This window comes from Citrobacter sp. wls706, assembly GCF_005281305.1.
Classification (GTDB): domain Bacteria; phylum Pseudomonadota; class Gammaproteobacteria; order Enterobacterales; family Enterobacteriaceae; genus Citrobacter; species Citrobacter werkmanii.
In genome coordinates this window covers 111,187-127,116 of sequence record NZ_SZXG01000031.1, presented here as the reverse complement: position 1 = coordinate 127,116, position 15,930 = coordinate 111,187, and the positions used below count along the sequence as shown (strand labels likewise).

General features: G+C 52.2%; 14 protein-coding genes and 1 tRNA gene. 5 read left to right on the top strand and 10 right to left on the bottom strand.

The window, feature by feature from the left end; translation table 11 throughout:
- Positions 1-42: 42 nt before the first annotated feature.
- Together FDW92_RS11195 and FDW92_RS11190 are read right to left on the bottom strand one after the other, a co-directional pair.
- Positions 43-474, bottom strand: a complete 432-nt coding sequence (locus FDW92_RS11195) for an FAD/NAD(P)-binding protein (protein ID WP_042309153.1) — start codon at positions 472-474, stop codon at positions 43-45.
- Positions 471-1,661 carry an MFS transporter gene (locus FDW92_RS11190; protein WP_042309155.1) on the bottom strand — a complete coding sequence of 397 codons (1,191 nt, stop codon included), beginning with the start codon at positions 1,659-1,661 and terminating at the stop codon, positions 471-473. The genes FDW92_RS11195 and FDW92_RS11190 overlap by 4 nt, the downstream gene beginning before the upstream one ends.
- A gap of 108 nt (positions 1,662-1,769) precedes the next feature.
- Here FDW92_RS11190 and FDW92_RS11185 point away from each other — a divergent pair, with 108 nt between their 5' ends.
- Complete coding sequence (locus FDW92_RS11185) at positions 1,770-2,642, top strand: LysR family transcriptional regulator (RefSeq protein ID WP_042309157.1); 873 nt, start codon at positions 1,770-1,772, stop codon at positions 2,640-2,642.
- 105 nt (positions 2,643-2,747) lie between these two features.
- Here FDW92_RS11185 and cbl read toward each other — a convergent pair whose 3' ends face one another.
- Entirely contained in the window at positions 2,748-3,698 is a 951-nt protein-coding gene (gene cbl, locus FDW92_RS11180) for an HTH-type transcriptional regulator Cbl (RefSeq protein WP_137400625.1), read from the bottom strand.
- Between the two features lie 101 nt (positions 3,699-3,799).
- On the bottom strand, positions 3,800-4,717 hold the full coding sequence (gene nac, locus FDW92_RS11175) for a nitrogen assimilation transcriptional regulator NAC (RefSeq protein WP_042309161.1): 918 nt from the start codon (positions 4,715-4,717) through the stop codon (positions 3,800-3,802).
- A gap of 325 nt (positions 4,718-5,042) precedes the next feature.
- Between nac and FDW92_RS11170 the strand changes: the two genes are divergently transcribed.
- The 4 genes from FDW92_RS11170 (at position 5,043) to FDW92_RS11155 (ending at position 10,011) form a co-directional block, all read left to right on the top strand.
- A tRNA-Asn gene (locus FDW92_RS11170) sits at positions 5,043-5,118 on the top strand.
- 208 nt (positions 5,119-5,326) lie between these two features.
- Entirely contained in the window at positions 5,327-6,643 is a 1,317-nt protein-coding gene (gene shiA, locus FDW92_RS11165) for a shikimate transporter (RefSeq protein ID WP_042309164.1), read from the top strand.
- Between the two features lie 119 nt (positions 6,644-6,762).
- A complete protein-coding gene (locus FDW92_RS11160; RefSeq protein ID WP_042309167.1) occupies positions 6,763-8,217 on the top strand; it encodes an AMP nucleosidase in 1,455 nt (484 codons plus the stop codon).
- A 15-nt stretch (positions 8,218-8,232) separates the two neighbouring features.
- Complete coding sequence (locus FDW92_RS11155) at positions 8,233-10,011, top strand: aminopeptidase P family protein (protein ID WP_042309168.1); 1,779 nt, start codon at positions 8,233-8,235, stop codon at positions 10,009-10,011.
- A 55-nt stretch (positions 10,012-10,066) separates the two neighbouring features.
- Here the strand turns inward: FDW92_RS11155 and ptsG are convergent, their stop codons facing one another.
- The 6 genes from ptsG to pabC form a co-directional block, all read right to left on the bottom strand.
- On the bottom strand, positions 10,067-11,500 hold the full coding sequence (ptsG, locus tag FDW92_RS11150; RefSeq protein WP_003036277.1) for a PTS glucose transporter subunit IIBC: 1,434 nt from the start codon (positions 11,498-11,500) through the stop codon (positions 10,067-10,069).
- A gap of 416 nt (positions 11,501-11,916) precedes the next feature.
- Positions 11,917-12,714, bottom strand: coding sequence for a metal-dependent hydrolase (locus FDW92_RS11145; RefSeq protein WP_061381762.1), 798 nt, complete (start codon positions 12,712-12,714; stop codon positions 11,917-11,919).
- A 10-nt stretch (positions 12,715-12,724) separates the two neighbouring features.
- Positions 12,725-13,729: a DNA polymerase III subunit delta' gene (holB, locus tag FDW92_RS11140; protein ID WP_042309172.1), complete on the bottom strand. Its 1,005-nt coding sequence runs from the start codon at positions 13,727-13,729 to the stop codon at positions 12,725-12,727.
- Entirely contained in the window at positions 13,726-14,367 is a 642-nt protein-coding gene (gene tmk, locus FDW92_RS11135; protein WP_042309174.1) for a dTMP kinase, read from the bottom strand. The genes holB and tmk overlap by 4 nt, the downstream gene beginning before the upstream one ends.
- Positions 14,357-15,379 carry a cell division protein YceG gene (yceG, locus tag FDW92_RS11130; protein ID WP_042309177.1) on the bottom strand — a complete coding sequence of 341 codons (1,023 nt, stop codon included), beginning with the start codon at positions 15,377-15,379 and terminating at the stop codon, positions 14,357-14,359. Before yceG ends, tmk begins: the two co-directional genes overlap by 11 nt.
- Positions 15,380-15,381: 2 nt before the next feature.
- Positions 15,382-15,930 (bottom strand): aminodeoxychorismate lyase (gene pabC, locus FDW92_RS23220; protein WP_249357170.1); only part of this gene is annotated, 549 nt, incomplete at its 5' end.

The window sequence follows — 15,930 nt, the reverse complement described above, 5'->3', positions numbered from 1 at the left end:
GATTGATATCAATATCCAGCCCGCCTGGATGATAACCATCGTTCATAAAGGGACGCACAATACCGTTTTTAGTATTCTCTCATACGCCCAATTCAAATATTCCCCCAATAAGCGACGAGGCAAGTAATCATTTGCATCAATAGCTCTACCTGTTTCGCTTTTTATATAGCGATCATTCACTTTGCGATAACCCTGATTGTTAGCCCATTGATGAAAACATGGGCCCGGGCGAAAAGGGTCGGCATTTTTTACGGTCGCATCGCCAAACAATGTTATTTGACAGGCAACAGTATTAACTAATAAATGATCGGGCTGAGACAAACTATGCGCTCCCACACTCATGGCATTTTTATCAATAATAATGATCTGCATATGTTCATTAATCGCAGACTCTGTATGCAGGGCACAAATCCTTTCCAGAATACTTAAACCACGCGGTCCCATACCCAGTATAGCCACTGTCATTTTTTTCATTCTTTGCTCCAACTGTCTGAATATTTAACTTTACTGTATTGTAAATAGCTAATCCCTGCTGCGATGAATAACGAGGCTGCACCCAATAATATGGAATAGGTCATTCCATTTTTATTGCTCTGGAAAGCACTGACAATTAATGGACCGACGATCTGCCCGACCCCATAAGTCAGCGTAACGAGGCCAAGAAGGTTAATATTTTTTGGTGCCCTTATTTTTCTTGCCAGCGGCATGACCAAAGAACTGGTCCCCATGAATGTGCCGCCAAAACCAATACAGCTAATGGTTAGTAGCAGTGGTGAGTTAATAAATATGGCCATGACTACGCAACTCGCCTGAACAATTAAGTTAACACTTAGGCAGGATAATATATTCCACTTGCGCGCAGCCCATAACCAGCCATAGCATCCAGGAATAACGGCAAGACCGACAATGGACCAGATATGGTCGGCTAAAAAGGTGTTGCCAACCCCCCGGGCCATTAACGGTAAATATGTAGCGACAATGATATAACCGAATCCGGCCAGACCATACAGTAAGGCTAAATTCCACCACTGGATTTCAGGTTCCGCACTTACGACTGCTTTTACCGCGGGGATCATATGCTTATCTTTCGGCAATAAAATTACCAGGATGACGAAAAATATCGTTGAAAGTATGGAAGCGCCAATCCACAACAAGCGTGAATCTAACGCGTAAGACACGCCAGCAATGACATATTCATTACCGATAAAAATGCCTATTCCTACGCCTGAAAACAGTGAGGCGATAACAAAAGGATTATGGGTATGCTGGAGCACCAGCATTGAACCAAATATCATCATTCCCGCGCTTGCCACACCCGCAAGGAATCTGATTAACAGAATAATTTCAGGCTGAGTCACTTGTGCCATCAAAAAAATCAGCAGGCCTGTGAGTAACGCTGAAGCCAGTAACAGCATTCTTAACTTATTGACTGCGTTAAAAATACCAAAGGAGAAAAGGAGACTGCCGACGAGGTAACCTGCATAGTTGGCGCTGGCAATTAAGGATAATTGCGAAAAGGTAAAAAGCCCTTCATGAAGCATAACGGGAAGCATAGGGGTATATAAAAAACGCCCAATTCCCATTCCTAAGGTCAAGACGATCATACCAAATACAGCAGTACTCAACTGACGATGGCCAACAGCACTGTGATCGAGATCCATTTTTTGGCCTCAAAAGACGAATTAAGTTTGATTGTTATATTACACAGGGAAATGATAATAAAAAGTTAATAAAAATGACGAAAACATTCACTTTAGGTAATGCCTTCTATGAACAGTACCTCGCTTAATTTGTTTAAAACGGTTGCGGAAACGGGTTCCATATCCGCTGCTGCACGTAGTCTGCACTGCGTTTCATCGAATGTCACAACCCGTCTCAAACAGCTGGAAGCCAGCCTTGACGTATCTCTGTTTGTCCGTGAGAAAAATCGTCTCTACATCACCCCTGAAGGCGAGCTTCTTCTTCGCTATGCCAACAAAATTCTGGCTCTGTTACACGAAGCGGAATTGTCCATGCATGGAACAAAAGTGGCGGGGCCGTTACGCATCGGCGCAATGGAAACGACCGCAGCGGTACGTCTGCCTTCGATACTGGCGAATTTCCACCGCGAAATGCCTTCCGTTGAGCTAAACCTGAAAACCTCCCCCACGGAGGTACTGGTGCAGCACATCCTGAACAATGAACTGGAAATCGCTTTCGTTGCCGATCATCAGGGACTGCACACGGAAAATTCGCCTCTGCAATCGCACATTTTATGTCAGGAAACGCTGGTACTGGTGACGGCGGCAGAACACCGGGATGTCATTACCGGCGCGGATCTCAAGGTGTCAAGACCGCTGGTCTTTGTTAAGGGGTGTAACTATCGCTCCCGTCTGGGACAATGGCTGCGGCTGCAGGGAGTCGATTATGCCGATCCCCTGGAGTTCGGCTCTTTTCAGGCGATCCTTGGCTGCGTGAGTGCCGGAATGGGGATTGCCCTGTTGCCAGAGAGCGTAGTCAGACAGTATGAACATAATTTCCCTATCCGTAGCCATGCGATTACGCCACAAATAGGTAACGTGAATACTATGATGATATGGCTTAAAAACCGAGAAGTCAGCCGGGTGCTTAATCGCTTTGTCTCATTTATTACCGGGGCTTAATTTTTCGCTACAGACACCGGCGCAATGCAGGCCGCAGAGTCAGTGGAAGACTGGCGCACTCAAAAGAGCGCCAGTGGCAACGTAATTGATATTGAAAAGCCCGCTTTATATCTGATAGTCAATCATCATTTCATCCGGCTCCATTGCCTGGCGCTTAATTTCATCCACGGATAATCCTGCGTTGCATAGCTCGATGAATCGCCAGACATAGTTGCGCTGTAGTTGTCCTCGTTTCAACCCCAGCCAGACGGTGTTTGCATCAAATAAATGCCGGGTATCCAGACGGGTCAAACTGCCCTCCTCCTGCTCGCCACTGGATTGCTCTGCCACCAGCCCAATACCCAGTCCCAACGCCACATAAGTTTTAATCACATCCGAATCCTGGGTGCTGAGTATGATATCCGGCACTAACCCTTTTCGGGCAAACGCTTCATCAATACGCGAACGCCCCGTAATCCCCTGGCGATAAGTAATTAACGGCCAATGGGCGATGGATTCCAGCGTTAAAGGTGATGTCTTGACGATTGGATGGTCGTGCGGAACGAGCAGACTGTGGTGCCAACGAAACCAGGGAAAAGCCACCAGCAGTGGATCGCTACTCAGACGTTCACTGGCAATCCCAATATCTGCTCCGCCATTTTGCAACAACGCTTCGATCTCCTGTGGCGTGCCCTGAATCAGTTCCAGACGCACTTCCGGGAAAAGCTCACGAAATGCTTTAATCACTGCAGGCAGGCTATAGCGCGCCTGGGTATGCGTGGTGGCTATCGTCAGAACACCTGAGGTGTCATTGGTAAACAGATCCGCCAGACGGCGGACGTTGCTGGCCTCATTCAGAATACGTTCGGCAATGCCCAGTAAGGCTTTACCCGGTTCGGTCATGCCCAGCAGGCGTTTCCCGCGACGAATAAATATTTCGATGCCAAGTTCATCTTCAAGTTCACGAATATGTCGGCTGACGCCCGACTGCGAGGTATACAATATATTCGCGACTTCCGTCAGGTTGTAATCCTGACGGGCCGCCTCGCGGATTATTTTAAGTTGCTGGAAATTCACTTTACACTCCGGGCACATCAGACATTACGCTATTGTTAAAGTCTGATGCCCGGCATAACAAATAATAAAAACCTGCATCTTATTCCTCTTGGGAATAAGGTTTAGCTCACCAGTTGCAACTCACGGTTTTCCAGCATTGGTCGGCTAACCAGCGACAACAGGATCTCCTTGACTGCCTGCGCTTGTGGCGACAAGCTCCCCATGGCCGACACATTCAACGAGAGCGGCAGATTCATTGATGGAGCAGTAATCCGCGCCATCCAGCCATTTGCTGCATTGCACAGTGCGCGGGCTGCCGATTCGGGTAACACAGTGACGCCCATACCGCTGGCAATGGCAGCCGTTAAGGTCGAGATAGACTCGATTTCGCCAATGACTTTGGCCGTTAAGCGACGTAGCGAAAAAGCCTCATCCACCCGCAAACGCACCGCACTGTAATCCCGCGGCAAAAACAGATTCATCTGCGCCACTGCGGCTAAATCGACGCTTTGGCCTGGACAATCACGCGTCCCCACAAGGAAAAGATCCTCTTTCAGCAACGGCTGACAACTGATGCCCGCCACGGGCGAGCGCTCATAGAGCACTGCCATGTCTAATTGTCCGCTGAGAAGCTTGTCATTTAGCACTGCCCCACTGTTTTCATGCAAATAGACCAGTACATCAGGCAGTTCGGCACGTACTGTTTGTAACAGTGGCATAGTGATGGATGATGCTGCCGTACCCGGTGCCAGGCCAATAGAAACCTGACCACTCAGAGTCTGGCCAACATTATTGACTGCAAGTTGCGCCTGTTCACACTGACGTAAAATCGTTCGAGCGTGGGTATACAGCACTTTCCCCGCTTCCGTGGGCGTGACGCCGCGTTTGGTACGAATCAGCAATTGCTGATCCAGTTCGCCTTCCAGCGTGGCGACCTGCTGGCTCAGCGCGGGTTGCGCGATGTGCAACACTTCCGCTGCCTGGGTCAGGCTACCAATATCGACGATTTTTACGAAATATTTCAGTCGTCTGAAGTTCATTTTGCCTCCTGTCGGAATACCAGAACCCGTGCTGGCAGTCATGTGATTCAGGATTGCAAGATACTTGCCAGTTTCGTCTGAAGCTGCATTTTACGCTGACGCCGCGTCAGGTAAGGAGCAAAGTGAAGAACGACATTTTTTGTACGCTTATACAGATAACTGTGGCTGCCCTGGAAAAGGTAGAAGCGCACCAGAATGGGGCAAAAGCATAAAAAGACGGAAAGTTCGCCGCTTTGCTGATTTTGTCAGCAAACGAACGCACAATTGCATTTCGTCCTTTGACAACCCTCATCACCCTCGCTAATATGCGCCTCGTTCACACGATTCCTCTGTAGTTCAGTCGGTAGAACGGCGGACTGTTAATCCGTATGTCACTGGTTCGAGTCCAGTCAGAGGAGCCAAATTCAGAAAAGCCTGCTTTCGAGCAGGCTTTTTGCTTTTCAATTTTCTCATTCGTCTAATTATTCATGTTGCCCTCTGCGAGGGATATAATCGTTTCCTCTTCATGCCTGTCGCGGTAATCTCATAACGGCCGGTAATCTATCGGCTGCAATGTGTGTAACCCAACTCAAATACTAATAACTAGAATACAGTACAGACAGGATAACTATGGATTCCACCCTCACCTCCACGGGTTCCCAACAGGACACCTCTTCGCTCAACCGTGCCCGACGCGCTGCGCTTGGTAGCTTCGCGGGCGCCGTGGTCGACTGGTATGATTTTCTGCTCTATGGCATCACCGCTGCGTTAGTCTTTAACCGCGAGTTCTTTCCACAGGTCAGTCCGGCGATGGGCACACTTGCCGCCTTCGCTACCTTTGGCGTCGGATTTCTGTTCCGCCCGCTAGGCGGGGTCATCTTCGGCCACTTCGGCGATCGTCTTGGGCGTAAACGTATGCTGATGCTCACCGTCTGGATGATGGGGATCGCCACGGCGCTGATTGGCATTATTCCTTCCTTTGACACCATTGGCTGGTGGGCCCCTGTTCTACTGGTGACGCTGCGCGCTATTCAGGGCTTCGCCGTGGGTGGTGAATGGGGCGGAGCCGCGTTGCTCTCCGTCGAAAGTGCGCCGAAAAATAAAAAAGCCTTTTATAGCAGCGGTGTACAGGTCGGGTACGGCGTCGGTCTGCTGCTTTCTACCGGCCTGGTCTCGCTGATTAGCTCTCAAACCACCGATGAGCAGTTCCTCAGTTGGGGCTGGCGTATTCCGTTCTTGTTCAGCATTGTGCTGGTATTAGGCGCGTTGTGGATGCGTAACAGAATGGATGAATCGGCCGAGTTCGAACAGCAGCAACAGGCGCCGCAACCGGAGAAAAAGCGGCTTCCGGTCATCGAGGCTTTAATCCGCCATCCGGGCGCGTTCTTAAAAATTATCGCCCTGCGCCTGTGTGAACTGCTGACGATGTATATCGTCACCGCATTTGCTCTTAACTACTCGACGCAAAACCTGGGCCTGCCGCGCGAGCTGTTTCTGAATATCGGATTGCTGGTCGGCGGGCTGAGCTGTCTGACCATCCCCTGTTTTGCGTGGCTTGCCGACCGCTTTGGTCGTCGTCGCGTCTACATTACCGGGGCACTGGTCGGTACGCTGAGCGCCTTCCCGTTCTTTATGGCACTGGAAGCACAGTCTATTTTCTGGATCGTGTTCTTCGCGATTATGTTAGCCAACATCGCGCACGATATGGTGGTGTGCGTACAGCAGCCTATGTTTACCGGTCTGTTTGGCGCAAGTTATCGCTACAGCGGCGCAGGCGTTGGTTATCAGGTGGCCAGCGTGGTTGGCGGCGGTTTTACCCCCTTTATTGCGGCGGCACTGGTGACATTCTCAGGTGGAGACTGGCACAGCGTAGCTATTTATCTGATGGCGGGTTGTCTTATCTCCGCCACTACCGCGCTGTTAATGCGAGATAAGCAGCACGGTTAAACCCCCGGTGCGAGGGTCGTCCGGTCTTCGCACAATCTTCCTTATCGTCTGACTTTTGTTTCACATTCCTGTGACATACTATCGGAAGAGCGGTATATCTGTGGAACAAGGAGACAGACATGAACAATAAGGGCGCCAGCCTGACCCCGGCTCAGGCACTGGATAAACTGGACGCGCTGTACGAACAGTCGGTTAAATCACTGCGTAGCGCCATTGGTAAGTATATTGAAACAGGGACGCTCCCTGACGTAATCGCCCGCCATAACGGTCTTTTTGTTTACCCATCACTTCGTGTCACCTGGGATGGCAGCGCCACCAATCCTCCGAAAACCCGCGCCTATGGCCGTTTTACCCATGCGGGTTGCTATACCACCACCATTACCCGTCCGTCGCTCTTTCGTCCTTATCTTGAAGAACAGCTTACGCTGCTGTATCAGGATTATGATGCGCATATCTCTGTTGAGCCATCGCAGCATGAAATCCCCTATCCCTATGTGATTGACGGTTCAGAACTGACGCTGGATCGCTCGATGAGCGCCGGATTAACGCGTCATTTCCCCACCACTGAATTGTCGCAGATTGGTGACGAAACGGCGGACGGGATTTTTCATCCGGCGGAATTTTCTCCGCTGTCTCACTTCGATGCCCGACGCGTGGATTTTTCGCTGGCGCGACTACGTCATTACACGGGCACGCCGGTTGAACATTTCCAGCCCTTTGTGCTGTTCACCAACTACACCCGCTATGTCGATGAGTTCGTACGCTGGGGCTGCAGCCAGATCCTCGACCCGGACAGCCCGTACATCGCGCTGTCATGCGCGGGCGGGATCTGGATCACCGCCGAAACCGAAGCGCCAGAAGAAGCCATCTCTGACCTCGCCTGGAAGAAGCACCAGATGCCCGCCTGGCATTTAATTACCGCTGATGGTCAGGGGATCACGCTGGTAAACATCGGCGTCGGCCCGTCTAACGCCAAAACTATTTGCGATCATCTCGCCGTATTGCGCCCTGATGTCTGGCTGATGATTGGGCACTGTGGCGGCCTGCGTGAAAGTCAGGCAATTGGCGATTATGTTCTGGCCCACGCTTATTTGCGTGATGACCACGTACTGGATGCCGTTCTCCCACCGGACATCCCGATTCCAAGCATCGCTGAAGTGCAACGCGCGCTGTATGACGCGACCAAAGAGGTCAGCGGCATGCCCGGCGAAGAGGTCAAACAGCGCCTGCGTACCGGTACCGTTGTAACCACCGACGATCGCAACTGGGAATTACGTTACTCCGCCTCTGCGCTGCGCTTTAACCTCAGCCGCGCGGTAGCTATCGATATGGAAAGCGCCACCATCGCCGCCCAGGGCTACCGCTTCCGCGTTCCCTACGGCACATTGCTTTGCGTTTCCGACAAACCCTTGCACGGCGAGATCAAACTGCCTGGTCAGGCCAACCGTTTTTATGAAGGCGCCATTTCCGAGCATCTGCAAATAGGTATCCGGGCTATCGATCGTCTTCGTGCCGAAGGCGACCGACTGCACTCCCGTAAATTACGCACATTCAACGAACCGCCGTTCCGTTAAGGCCTGAAGGTAACTATGCACAACTCAACTCCTCTTTCCGCCCTGCGTAACCTGCTGATAGCGCAGGGACTGGACGGTATGATTGTCCCGCGCGCCGACGCTCACCAAAGTGAAGATTGTACGCCGCATGATAATAAGCTGGCCTGGCTGACTGGGTTTAGCGGCTCTGCGGGACTCGCATTGGTCCTGCGCGATCGCGCATTAATGTTTGTCGATGGGCGCTATCAGGTCCAGGTGCGCAATGAAGTCTCGCTGGATGATTTTGAAATTCACCACTTACACGATGAGCCGTTGGCCGACTATTTGCAGTGTCACGTTGCAGCGGGCGCGCGTATTGGCTTTGAGCCGCTGTTGATGGTCAACAGCCAGTTTGAAGCGCTGTCGGCGACGCATTGCGAACTGGTGCCTCTGGAGCAAGATCCTTTCGACCAGATATGGCTCGATCGTCCGGCTGCGCCCTGCGGCATCATTCGCGAAATGCCCCTCGACATCAGCGGTGAGAGCAGCGCGCAGAAACGTGCGCGGGTGGTAGAGCTGCTCGTTCAACATCAGGCCGACGTGCTAGCGATTACGCTGCCGGACAACATCGCCTGGCTGCTCAATGTCCGCGGTTCGGATCTTGCTATGGTTCCAGTGCCGTTCTCATTTGCCCTGCTCCATCGCAGCGGCGAACTGGAATGGTTTGTGGATAGCAACAAAACACAGCAGCTCCCCGCATCGCTGTTGGATACGCTTACGCTGGCCCCGCAAGAGAACTTCCTGGCTCGCTGCCAGCAGTTGGCAAATGGGAAGCGCTTTCTGGTCGATAAAGACTACGCTCCGGTGGCATTGCGTTTTGCCATAGAAGAACATGGCGGCAACGTCCTGTGGGCCCCCGATCCCATCACGTTAATGAAAGCGCACAAAAATGACGTTGAACTGGCAGGCTATCGGGAATGCCATGAACAGGATGGCGCAGCCTGGGTTAACTTCCTCGCATGGCTGGCGCATGAGGTCCCTTTACGCGAAGCGGCAGGCAATCCGATCACCGAACTGGAAGCACAGGCTAAACAGCTGGAGTTTCGCCAACAGCAGCCGGGATTTATCGAGCAGAGCTTCAGCACGATTTCAGCCTCTGCCAGCAATGCGGCGATGTGTCATTACCACTCCAGCGAAAAAACCAATACGCCAATTACCTCGCAGGCCATGTACCTGAATGATTCCGGTGGTCAGTATCATAATGGTACGACGGATACGACGCGTACCCTCGCATTTGGCCCACAGGATCCGCAGCGACGCTTGCACTACACCGCCGTGTTGAAAGGCTTCTTGTCACTTATTTCACTGCAGTTCCCCAGCGGTACCCAGGGCCATCAACTGGATGCCTTTAGTCGGCGGGCGTTGTGGGATTTGGGACTGGATTTTGATCATGGAACTGGGCACGGCGTGGGCCATCAGTTGCTTATCCATGAACAACCTCATCGCATTGCCAAAAAAGTTAACCCCTGGCCTCTGGTGGCGGGCAATATCATCACCATCGAACCGGGTTATTATCTGGCCGGGCAATATGGGATCCGCATTGAGAATCAGGTGGAGATTATCAACAGCCGTCCGGGCTTCTGCCGATTCTCGACGCTGACGCTGGTGCCGATTGATTTGAACCTGGTGGAACTTCATCTGCTGAGCGATGCTGAGAAACAGTGGATTGATGATTACCACCAGCAGGTCAGAGAGACGTTGTCCCCACGCGTAAACGCAGAAGCCCGTCCGTGGCTGTTCGCCGCCACTGCGCCCATTCGCGTTCAGGCCAATTAAGGCATTAAAAAAGGCAGCCCGCAGGCTGCCTTAGTTCTCCCCAACTTCTTACTGCTTAGCTGTTACGGATGTACTCATCCATTTCAGTTTTCAGGTTATCGGACTTAGTACCGAAGATCGCCTGAACACCGGAACCAGCAACCACGACGCCCGCCGCACCCAGTTTCTTCAGGCCAGCCTGATCCACTTTGGCAACGTCAGCCACGCTAACACGCAGACGAGTGATGCACGCATCGAGGTTAGTGATGTTTTCTTTACCACCGAATGCAGCAACCAGAGCCGGAGCCATTTCGCCGGACGCACCCGCTTTGCTGTCTTCGGTAGCATCTTCGCGACCAGGCGTTTTCAGGTCCAGCGCTTTGATCAACACACGGAAGATGGTGTAGTAAACAATCGCATAACCGATACCGACAATCGGGAACAGCCACAGTTTGCTGCTGTTACCGGACAGAACGATAAAGTCGATCAGACCGTGAGAGAACGATGTTCCGTCACGCATACCCAGCAGGATACAGATCGGGAATGCCAGACCAGCCAGAATCGCGTGGATGATGTACAGGATCGGCGCCACGAACATGAAGGAGAACTCGATCGGCTCGGTAATACCGGTCAGGAACGAGGTCAGCGCCGCGGAGATCATGATACCGCCCACTTTCGCGCGGTTTTCTGGTTTAGCAGAATGCCAGATAGCGATAGCGGCAGCCGGCAAACCGTACATTTTGAACAGGAAGCCACCGGACAGTTTGCCCGCAGTCGGGTCACCCGCCATATAGCGAGGGATATCGCCGTGGAACACCTGGCCCGCAGCGTTGGTGTACTCACCGATCTGCATCTGGAAAGGAACGTTCCAGATATGGTGCAGACCAAACGGCACCAGGCAGCGTTCAATGAAGCCATAGATACCGAACGCCACTACCGGGTTCTGGTATGCAGCCCACTGGGAGAACGTCTGAATAGCAGTACCGATCGGCGGCCAAATGAAGGACAGAACCACGCCTGTGAAGATGGCAGCCAGACCAGAAATAATAGGAACGAAGCGCTTACCCGCAAAGAAGCCGAGATACTCAGGCAATTTGATACGGTAGAAACGGTTGAACATATACGCTGCAATCGCACCGGAGATAATCCCCCCGAGAACACCCGTGTCAGCAAGGTGTTTAGCGGCGATCTCTTCAGCAGGTAAATGCAGAACCAGCGGCGCAACAACAGCCATGGTTTTAACCATGATGCCGTAGGCAACAACGGACGCCAGTGCAGATACGCCGTCATTGTTGGTGAAGCCTAACGCAACACCGATGGCAAAGATCAGCGGCATGTTCGCAAAAACAGAACCGCCTGCTTCTGCCATTACGTGCGATACAACGGCTGGCAGCCAGCTGAAGTTAGCGGAACCGACACCCAGCAGGATACCTGCAATCGGGAGTACGGATACCGGCAGCATCAGCGATTTACCGACCTTTTGCAGGTTAGCAAATGCATTCTTAAACATAATTAGGAGTGCTCCTGAGTATTTGTGCTTATACACTTCATCCTTCAAACCGCCTCAACGTTGGCTGTGCTCGTTCACTCCAGTCACTTACTCGAGTAAGCTCCTGTCATTCACTCACTTGCCGCCTTGATGCAGCTTGAATGATTTTGTGTATTCTACGTTCTCACGCATTGGCAAGGGGGGAGAGCCTCGCCGTGGACAGAGCATCTAAGTGCTCTTTATTTATTACACAGAGTAAAATAATTCAGTCTGTTTTTGTTTGACGGCTATCACAATTCAGTTGTGAATGGCCGCAAAATTCGCACATTCCGATAAAATGAGTTTCTGAATGTGTCTAACTGGTTATTCACCGCCCATTTTGTGGCGGTGAACTTTACTCGCTTTAGTTATTAATTACGAGCTTTAAAAAAAGTCAGTTAACGGACTGATTGCAGGCGAGAAGCATCGATGTGAAACAGGCGGGCAAAGTTATCAGTGGTTGCCTGCGCCAGTTCTTCCACGGCAACACCTTTCACTACGGCCATATACTCCGCAACGTCACGCGTCATGGCAGGTTGGTTCTCTTTTCCACGATGCGGCACCGGCGCAAGGTACGGAGAATCCGTCTCAACTAACAAACGATCCAGAGGAACATAACGGGCAGCATCACGCAGTTGGTCAGCATTACGGAACGTGACGATGCCGGAAAACGAGATATAAAAGCCGAGATCCAGCAATTTGCCCGCCGTTTCTCTGTCCTCTGTAAAACAGTGTAGTACGCCGCCACAATCCGTCACCTTTTCTTGGCGCAGAATTGATAATGTATCGGCTCGGGCATCACGGGTATGCACGATAACCGGTTTCTGTAACTCGCGGCCAATCTGAATATGGTGGATGAAAGATTCCTGCTGGCGCACCTTCGTTTCCGGCGTGTAAAAATAATCCAGCCCGGTTTCTCCCATCGCTACCACACCGTCTTCGGCGGCAAAACGACGCAGGTCTTCAACATCATAAGTTTCATCCTGATTTAACGGATGCACACCGCAGGAGAAAACCACGTTGTCACGTTGGCCAACCAGTTCACGCATACTGCGGTATCCCGGCAGGGTTGTCGCGACGGCAAGACAAAATTTCACATCGCGTGCGGCTGCTTTCGCCAACACGTCATCCACGTCCTTATGCAGAGATTGATAATCCAGGCCATCAAGATGGCAGTGTGAGTCGACTAAAAACATAATGTCTCTCTCAAAGATGAGGAACAGGCAGTACGGTGCCCGGTTGCAGGTAATGCTCAATACGAAGGATAAGATCGGTTAACACCAGTTCACGGTTTAAACCCGTCACGTTCAGCAACTGCTGACGGCAATGACAAACATCACCGAGTATCGCCTGTATCTGGGCGACGGATAACCGCTCTGCGATAGAAGAGATGAGATCCTGAGCATCAGGATTGGTTAAATGGGAAACCCCATAGGGACGCTTTAGAGCATCCGTCAGCAGCGTTGCCAGCCAGTGTAAACGAGCGGCAGCCTGATCGTGGTTGAGCGCCGTTAACAGGATATACCAGTCGCCTGAATGCAGGATGTTCGCCAGCGCAGCGAGGAAATCTGTGCGGTGCGTCCAGCTTGCGTCCTGCAGTAACGTTAATGCCGCACCCGGCGATCCCGCACTCAGACGTAATGCGCTCAACAATGCTTCCGGTGACAACGTCACTTCACGACTAAGCCAGGAGATAGCGTACGACTCTGCCGGTGGTGCAAGGTGATGTAACCGACAGCGGCTACGTAGCGTGGCCAATAAACGCGCAGGCTCTCGACTGGCGAGGAAGAACCAGGTCTGCGCCGGAGGCTCTTCCAGCGTTTTCAGCAACGCATTAGCGGCGGCGTCGGTTAACTGGGCGGCATCCGGGATCCACACCACTTTCGCCCCGCCCAGGCGTGAATGCTCGTACAGTTTCTCACTGACTTCGCGTACCGCATCAACCCCGAGCGTGCTTTTACCTTTTTCCGGCAGCAGCGAATAGTAGTCCGGATGCGTTCCCGCCTGCATCAGCTGACAGCCGCGGCAGTGTCCGCAGCTTTTATGTCCTTCCGGCTGCTGACACATTAAATAGCGACTGAGCGCGTAAATCAGCGCATCGTCGCCCATGCCGGGTAACGCCTGAATCAGTAACGCATGGTGACCACGACCGGCCTGGTAGCTCGCTACCAGTTTTTCAAAATCAGGTCGTAACCATGGGTACCATTTCATGCGCCCTGCTCCTTCACCCACTGGGTAACGGTATTGCGGATATCAGCCATCACAGCCTCCAGCGGCTGCGTAGCGTCGATAGTACGAATGCTGGCGTCTTTGGCAGCCAGCTCAAGATAGCGCGCTCGGGTGCGATTAAAGAAATCGAAAGATTCCTGTTCAATACGGTCCAGTTCGCCGCGCGCACGCGCACGCTTCAATCCGACTTCTGGAGTGACATCCAGATAGAGCGTCAGGTCCGGACGAAAATTTCCGAGTACCGCATCACGCAGCGTTGCCAGCATATTTTGATCAATGCCGCGGCCACCGCCCTGATACGCCTGGGTCGACAGGTCGTGACGATCGCCAATGACCCATGCTCCTCTCGCCAGAGCAGGTTTAATAACAGTTTCGACCAACTGTACGCGCGCGGCGTAAAACATCAGGACTTCGGCTTTGTCGGTAATGACCTCGTCACCCACCGACTTAATGTCCAGCACCAGACTTCTTAGTTTCTCAGCGAGCTGCGTTCCACCAGGCTCGCGGGTAAAAACCATGTCACGAATACCGAGTTGCTCAAGTGTCTCTACCACCACATTACGCGCAGTGGTTTTTCCGGCGCCTTCCAGGCCCTCGATGACGATATAGTTACTGCCCATTTTTTTCCTTAAGCACTTTCAGGTAATCCTGTACTGACCGGTTATGGCTGACAAGATTGGTGTTAAATGTGTGGCCGCCTTTACCATCTGCCACGAAATAGAGATACGGCGTTTTTGCCGGATGTGCGGCAGCCTGCAACGAGGCCTCTCCCGGCATGGCAATCGGGCCAGGCGGCAGCCCGGTGATGGTGTAGGTGTTATAGGCGGTTGGCGTTTCTAAATCCACACGCGACAATTTGCCATTATACCGTGTCCCCATGCCGTAAATCACCGTCGGATCGGTTTGTAAACGCATGCCAATACGTAAGCGGTTAATAAAGACCGAGGCCACCTGGTCGCGCTCGCTGGCGACCGCAGTTTCTTTTTCAATAATCGAGGCCATTGTCACTAGCTGATTTTTATCCTGATAAGGCAGACCATCAGCGCGCCCTTCCCAGACAGTATCCACCGCTTTAACCATCTTTTGATGCGCACGTTTTAGCAGTGCTACGTCGGTCGTATTGGCGGTATACATCCAGGTATCGGGCCAGAACCAGCCTTCCACCCACTGCGGGTTTTCCAGCTTCAGCGCCTGAGCGACAGTCTCGTAGTTATCGTCACTCAGCGTATGTTTGATATAGGGCGCATCGCGCAGTTGTTTGAGGTAATCACTCAGGCGCATCCCTTCCACCAGACGTAACGGGAACTGCGCCTCTTTACCGCTTTCCAGCAGTAGCAGCATCTCTCGCACCGTCATGTCGGGCGTCAGGCGATAGGTACCCGCCTTAAAATGCGACAGCTCAGGCTCCACACGCAGCAGCCACTGGAACACGCGCGGACGATTGATAACCTTATCCACATACAGCTGTTCACCGAGAGCCAGACGGCCTGTCCCCGCTTTCAGCGTAAAAATGGTCTCTTCTTTAATCAATAACTTACTGTCCGCCAGATGGCGAACTTTCCACATTCCCACTCCCGCGGCAATGCCCAGCACAACCAGCAATAACAGGACAACGAGTAACAGTTTTTTCATGACTAATTCGGGTGCTCACAAAGTGGGGCTAAAAAATCGAATAATAAACGTGAAGACAACAACGTGCCGCCACAGCTCCGCACGGGAATAACCGGCATTAATGCGTTACAGACGACGATTTCATCGGCTTGCATAATCTCCTCCAACCCGGCATACACTTCGACAAGACTGAACGGTGATTGTGCCAGCATACGGATACAGAATTGTCGCATAATGCCGTTCACTCCGGCCTGATCCAACCGGGGAGTGTAAACCACATTACCTTTACGCCAGAACAAATTAGCCGCACAGCATTCCGTAACCCATCCCTCGCTGTCAAGAACCAGCGCTTCATCGGCATCCGTCTGCTCAAGATGAGAGCGAATCAATACCTGCTCCAGGCGATTCAGATGCTTAAGTCCGGCAAGCAGCGGATTACGGCCCAGACGCACTGGACTCAACGCCAGCGTAATCCCTTCATGGCGCCAACGATCGTAATGTTCGGGCCAGGCTGAAACAGAGAGAATACGGGTGGCGTTGTGACAATTTGCGCCGCTGTAGCCCCGACCGCC

What these genes read in the sequence shown, in the direction of transcription:
- yceG (WP_042309177.1), bottom strand. Translation starts at nt 15,379, where the DNA reads ATGAAAAAACTGTTACTCGTTGTCCTGTTATTGCTGGTTGTGCTGGGC.
- FDW92_RS11190 (WP_042309155.1), bottom strand. Translation starts at nt 1,661, where the DNA reads ATGGATCTCGATCACAGTGCTGTTGGCCATCGTCAGTTGAGTACTGCT.
- shiA (WP_042309164.1), top strand. Translation starts at nt 5,327, where the DNA reads ATGGATTCCACCCTCACCTCCACGGGTTCCCAACAGGACACCTCTTCG.
- holB (WP_042309172.1), bottom strand. Translation starts at nt 13,729, where the DNA reads ATGAAATGGTACCCATGGTTACGACCTGATTTTGAAAAACTGGTAGCG.
- nac (WP_042309161.1), bottom strand. Translation starts at nt 4,717, where the DNA reads ATGAACTTCAGACGACTGAAATATTTCGTAAAAATCGTCGATATTGGT.
- FDW92_RS11160 (WP_042309167.1), top strand. Translation starts at nt 6,763, where the DNA reads ATGAACAATAAGGGCGCCAGCCTGACCCCGGCTCAGGCACTGGATAAA.
- tmk (WP_042309174.1), bottom strand. Translation starts at nt 14,367, where the DNA reads ATGGGCAGTAACTATATCGTCATCGAGGGCCTGGAAGGCGCCGGAAAA.
- FDW92_RS11155 (WP_042309168.1), top strand. Translation starts at nt 8,233, where the DNA reads ATGCACAACTCAACTCCTCTTTCCGCCCTGCGTAACCTGCTGATAGCG.
- ptsG (WP_003036277.1), bottom strand. Translation starts at nt 11,500, where the DNA reads ATGTTTAAGAATGCATTTGCTAACCTGCAAAAGGTCGGTAAATCGCTG.
- FDW92_RS11195 (WP_042309153.1), bottom strand. Translation starts at nt 474, where the DNA reads ATGAAAAAAATGACAGTGGCTATACTGGGTATGGGACCGCGTGGTTTA.
- FDW92_RS11185 (WP_042309157.1), top strand. Translation starts at nt 1,770, where the DNA reads ATGAACAGTACCTCGCTTAATTTGTTTAAAACGGTTGCGGAAACGGGT.
- FDW92_RS11145 (WP_061381762.1), bottom strand. Translation starts at nt 12,714, where the DNA reads ATGTTTTTAGTCGACTCACACTGCCATCTTGATGGCCTGGATTATCAA.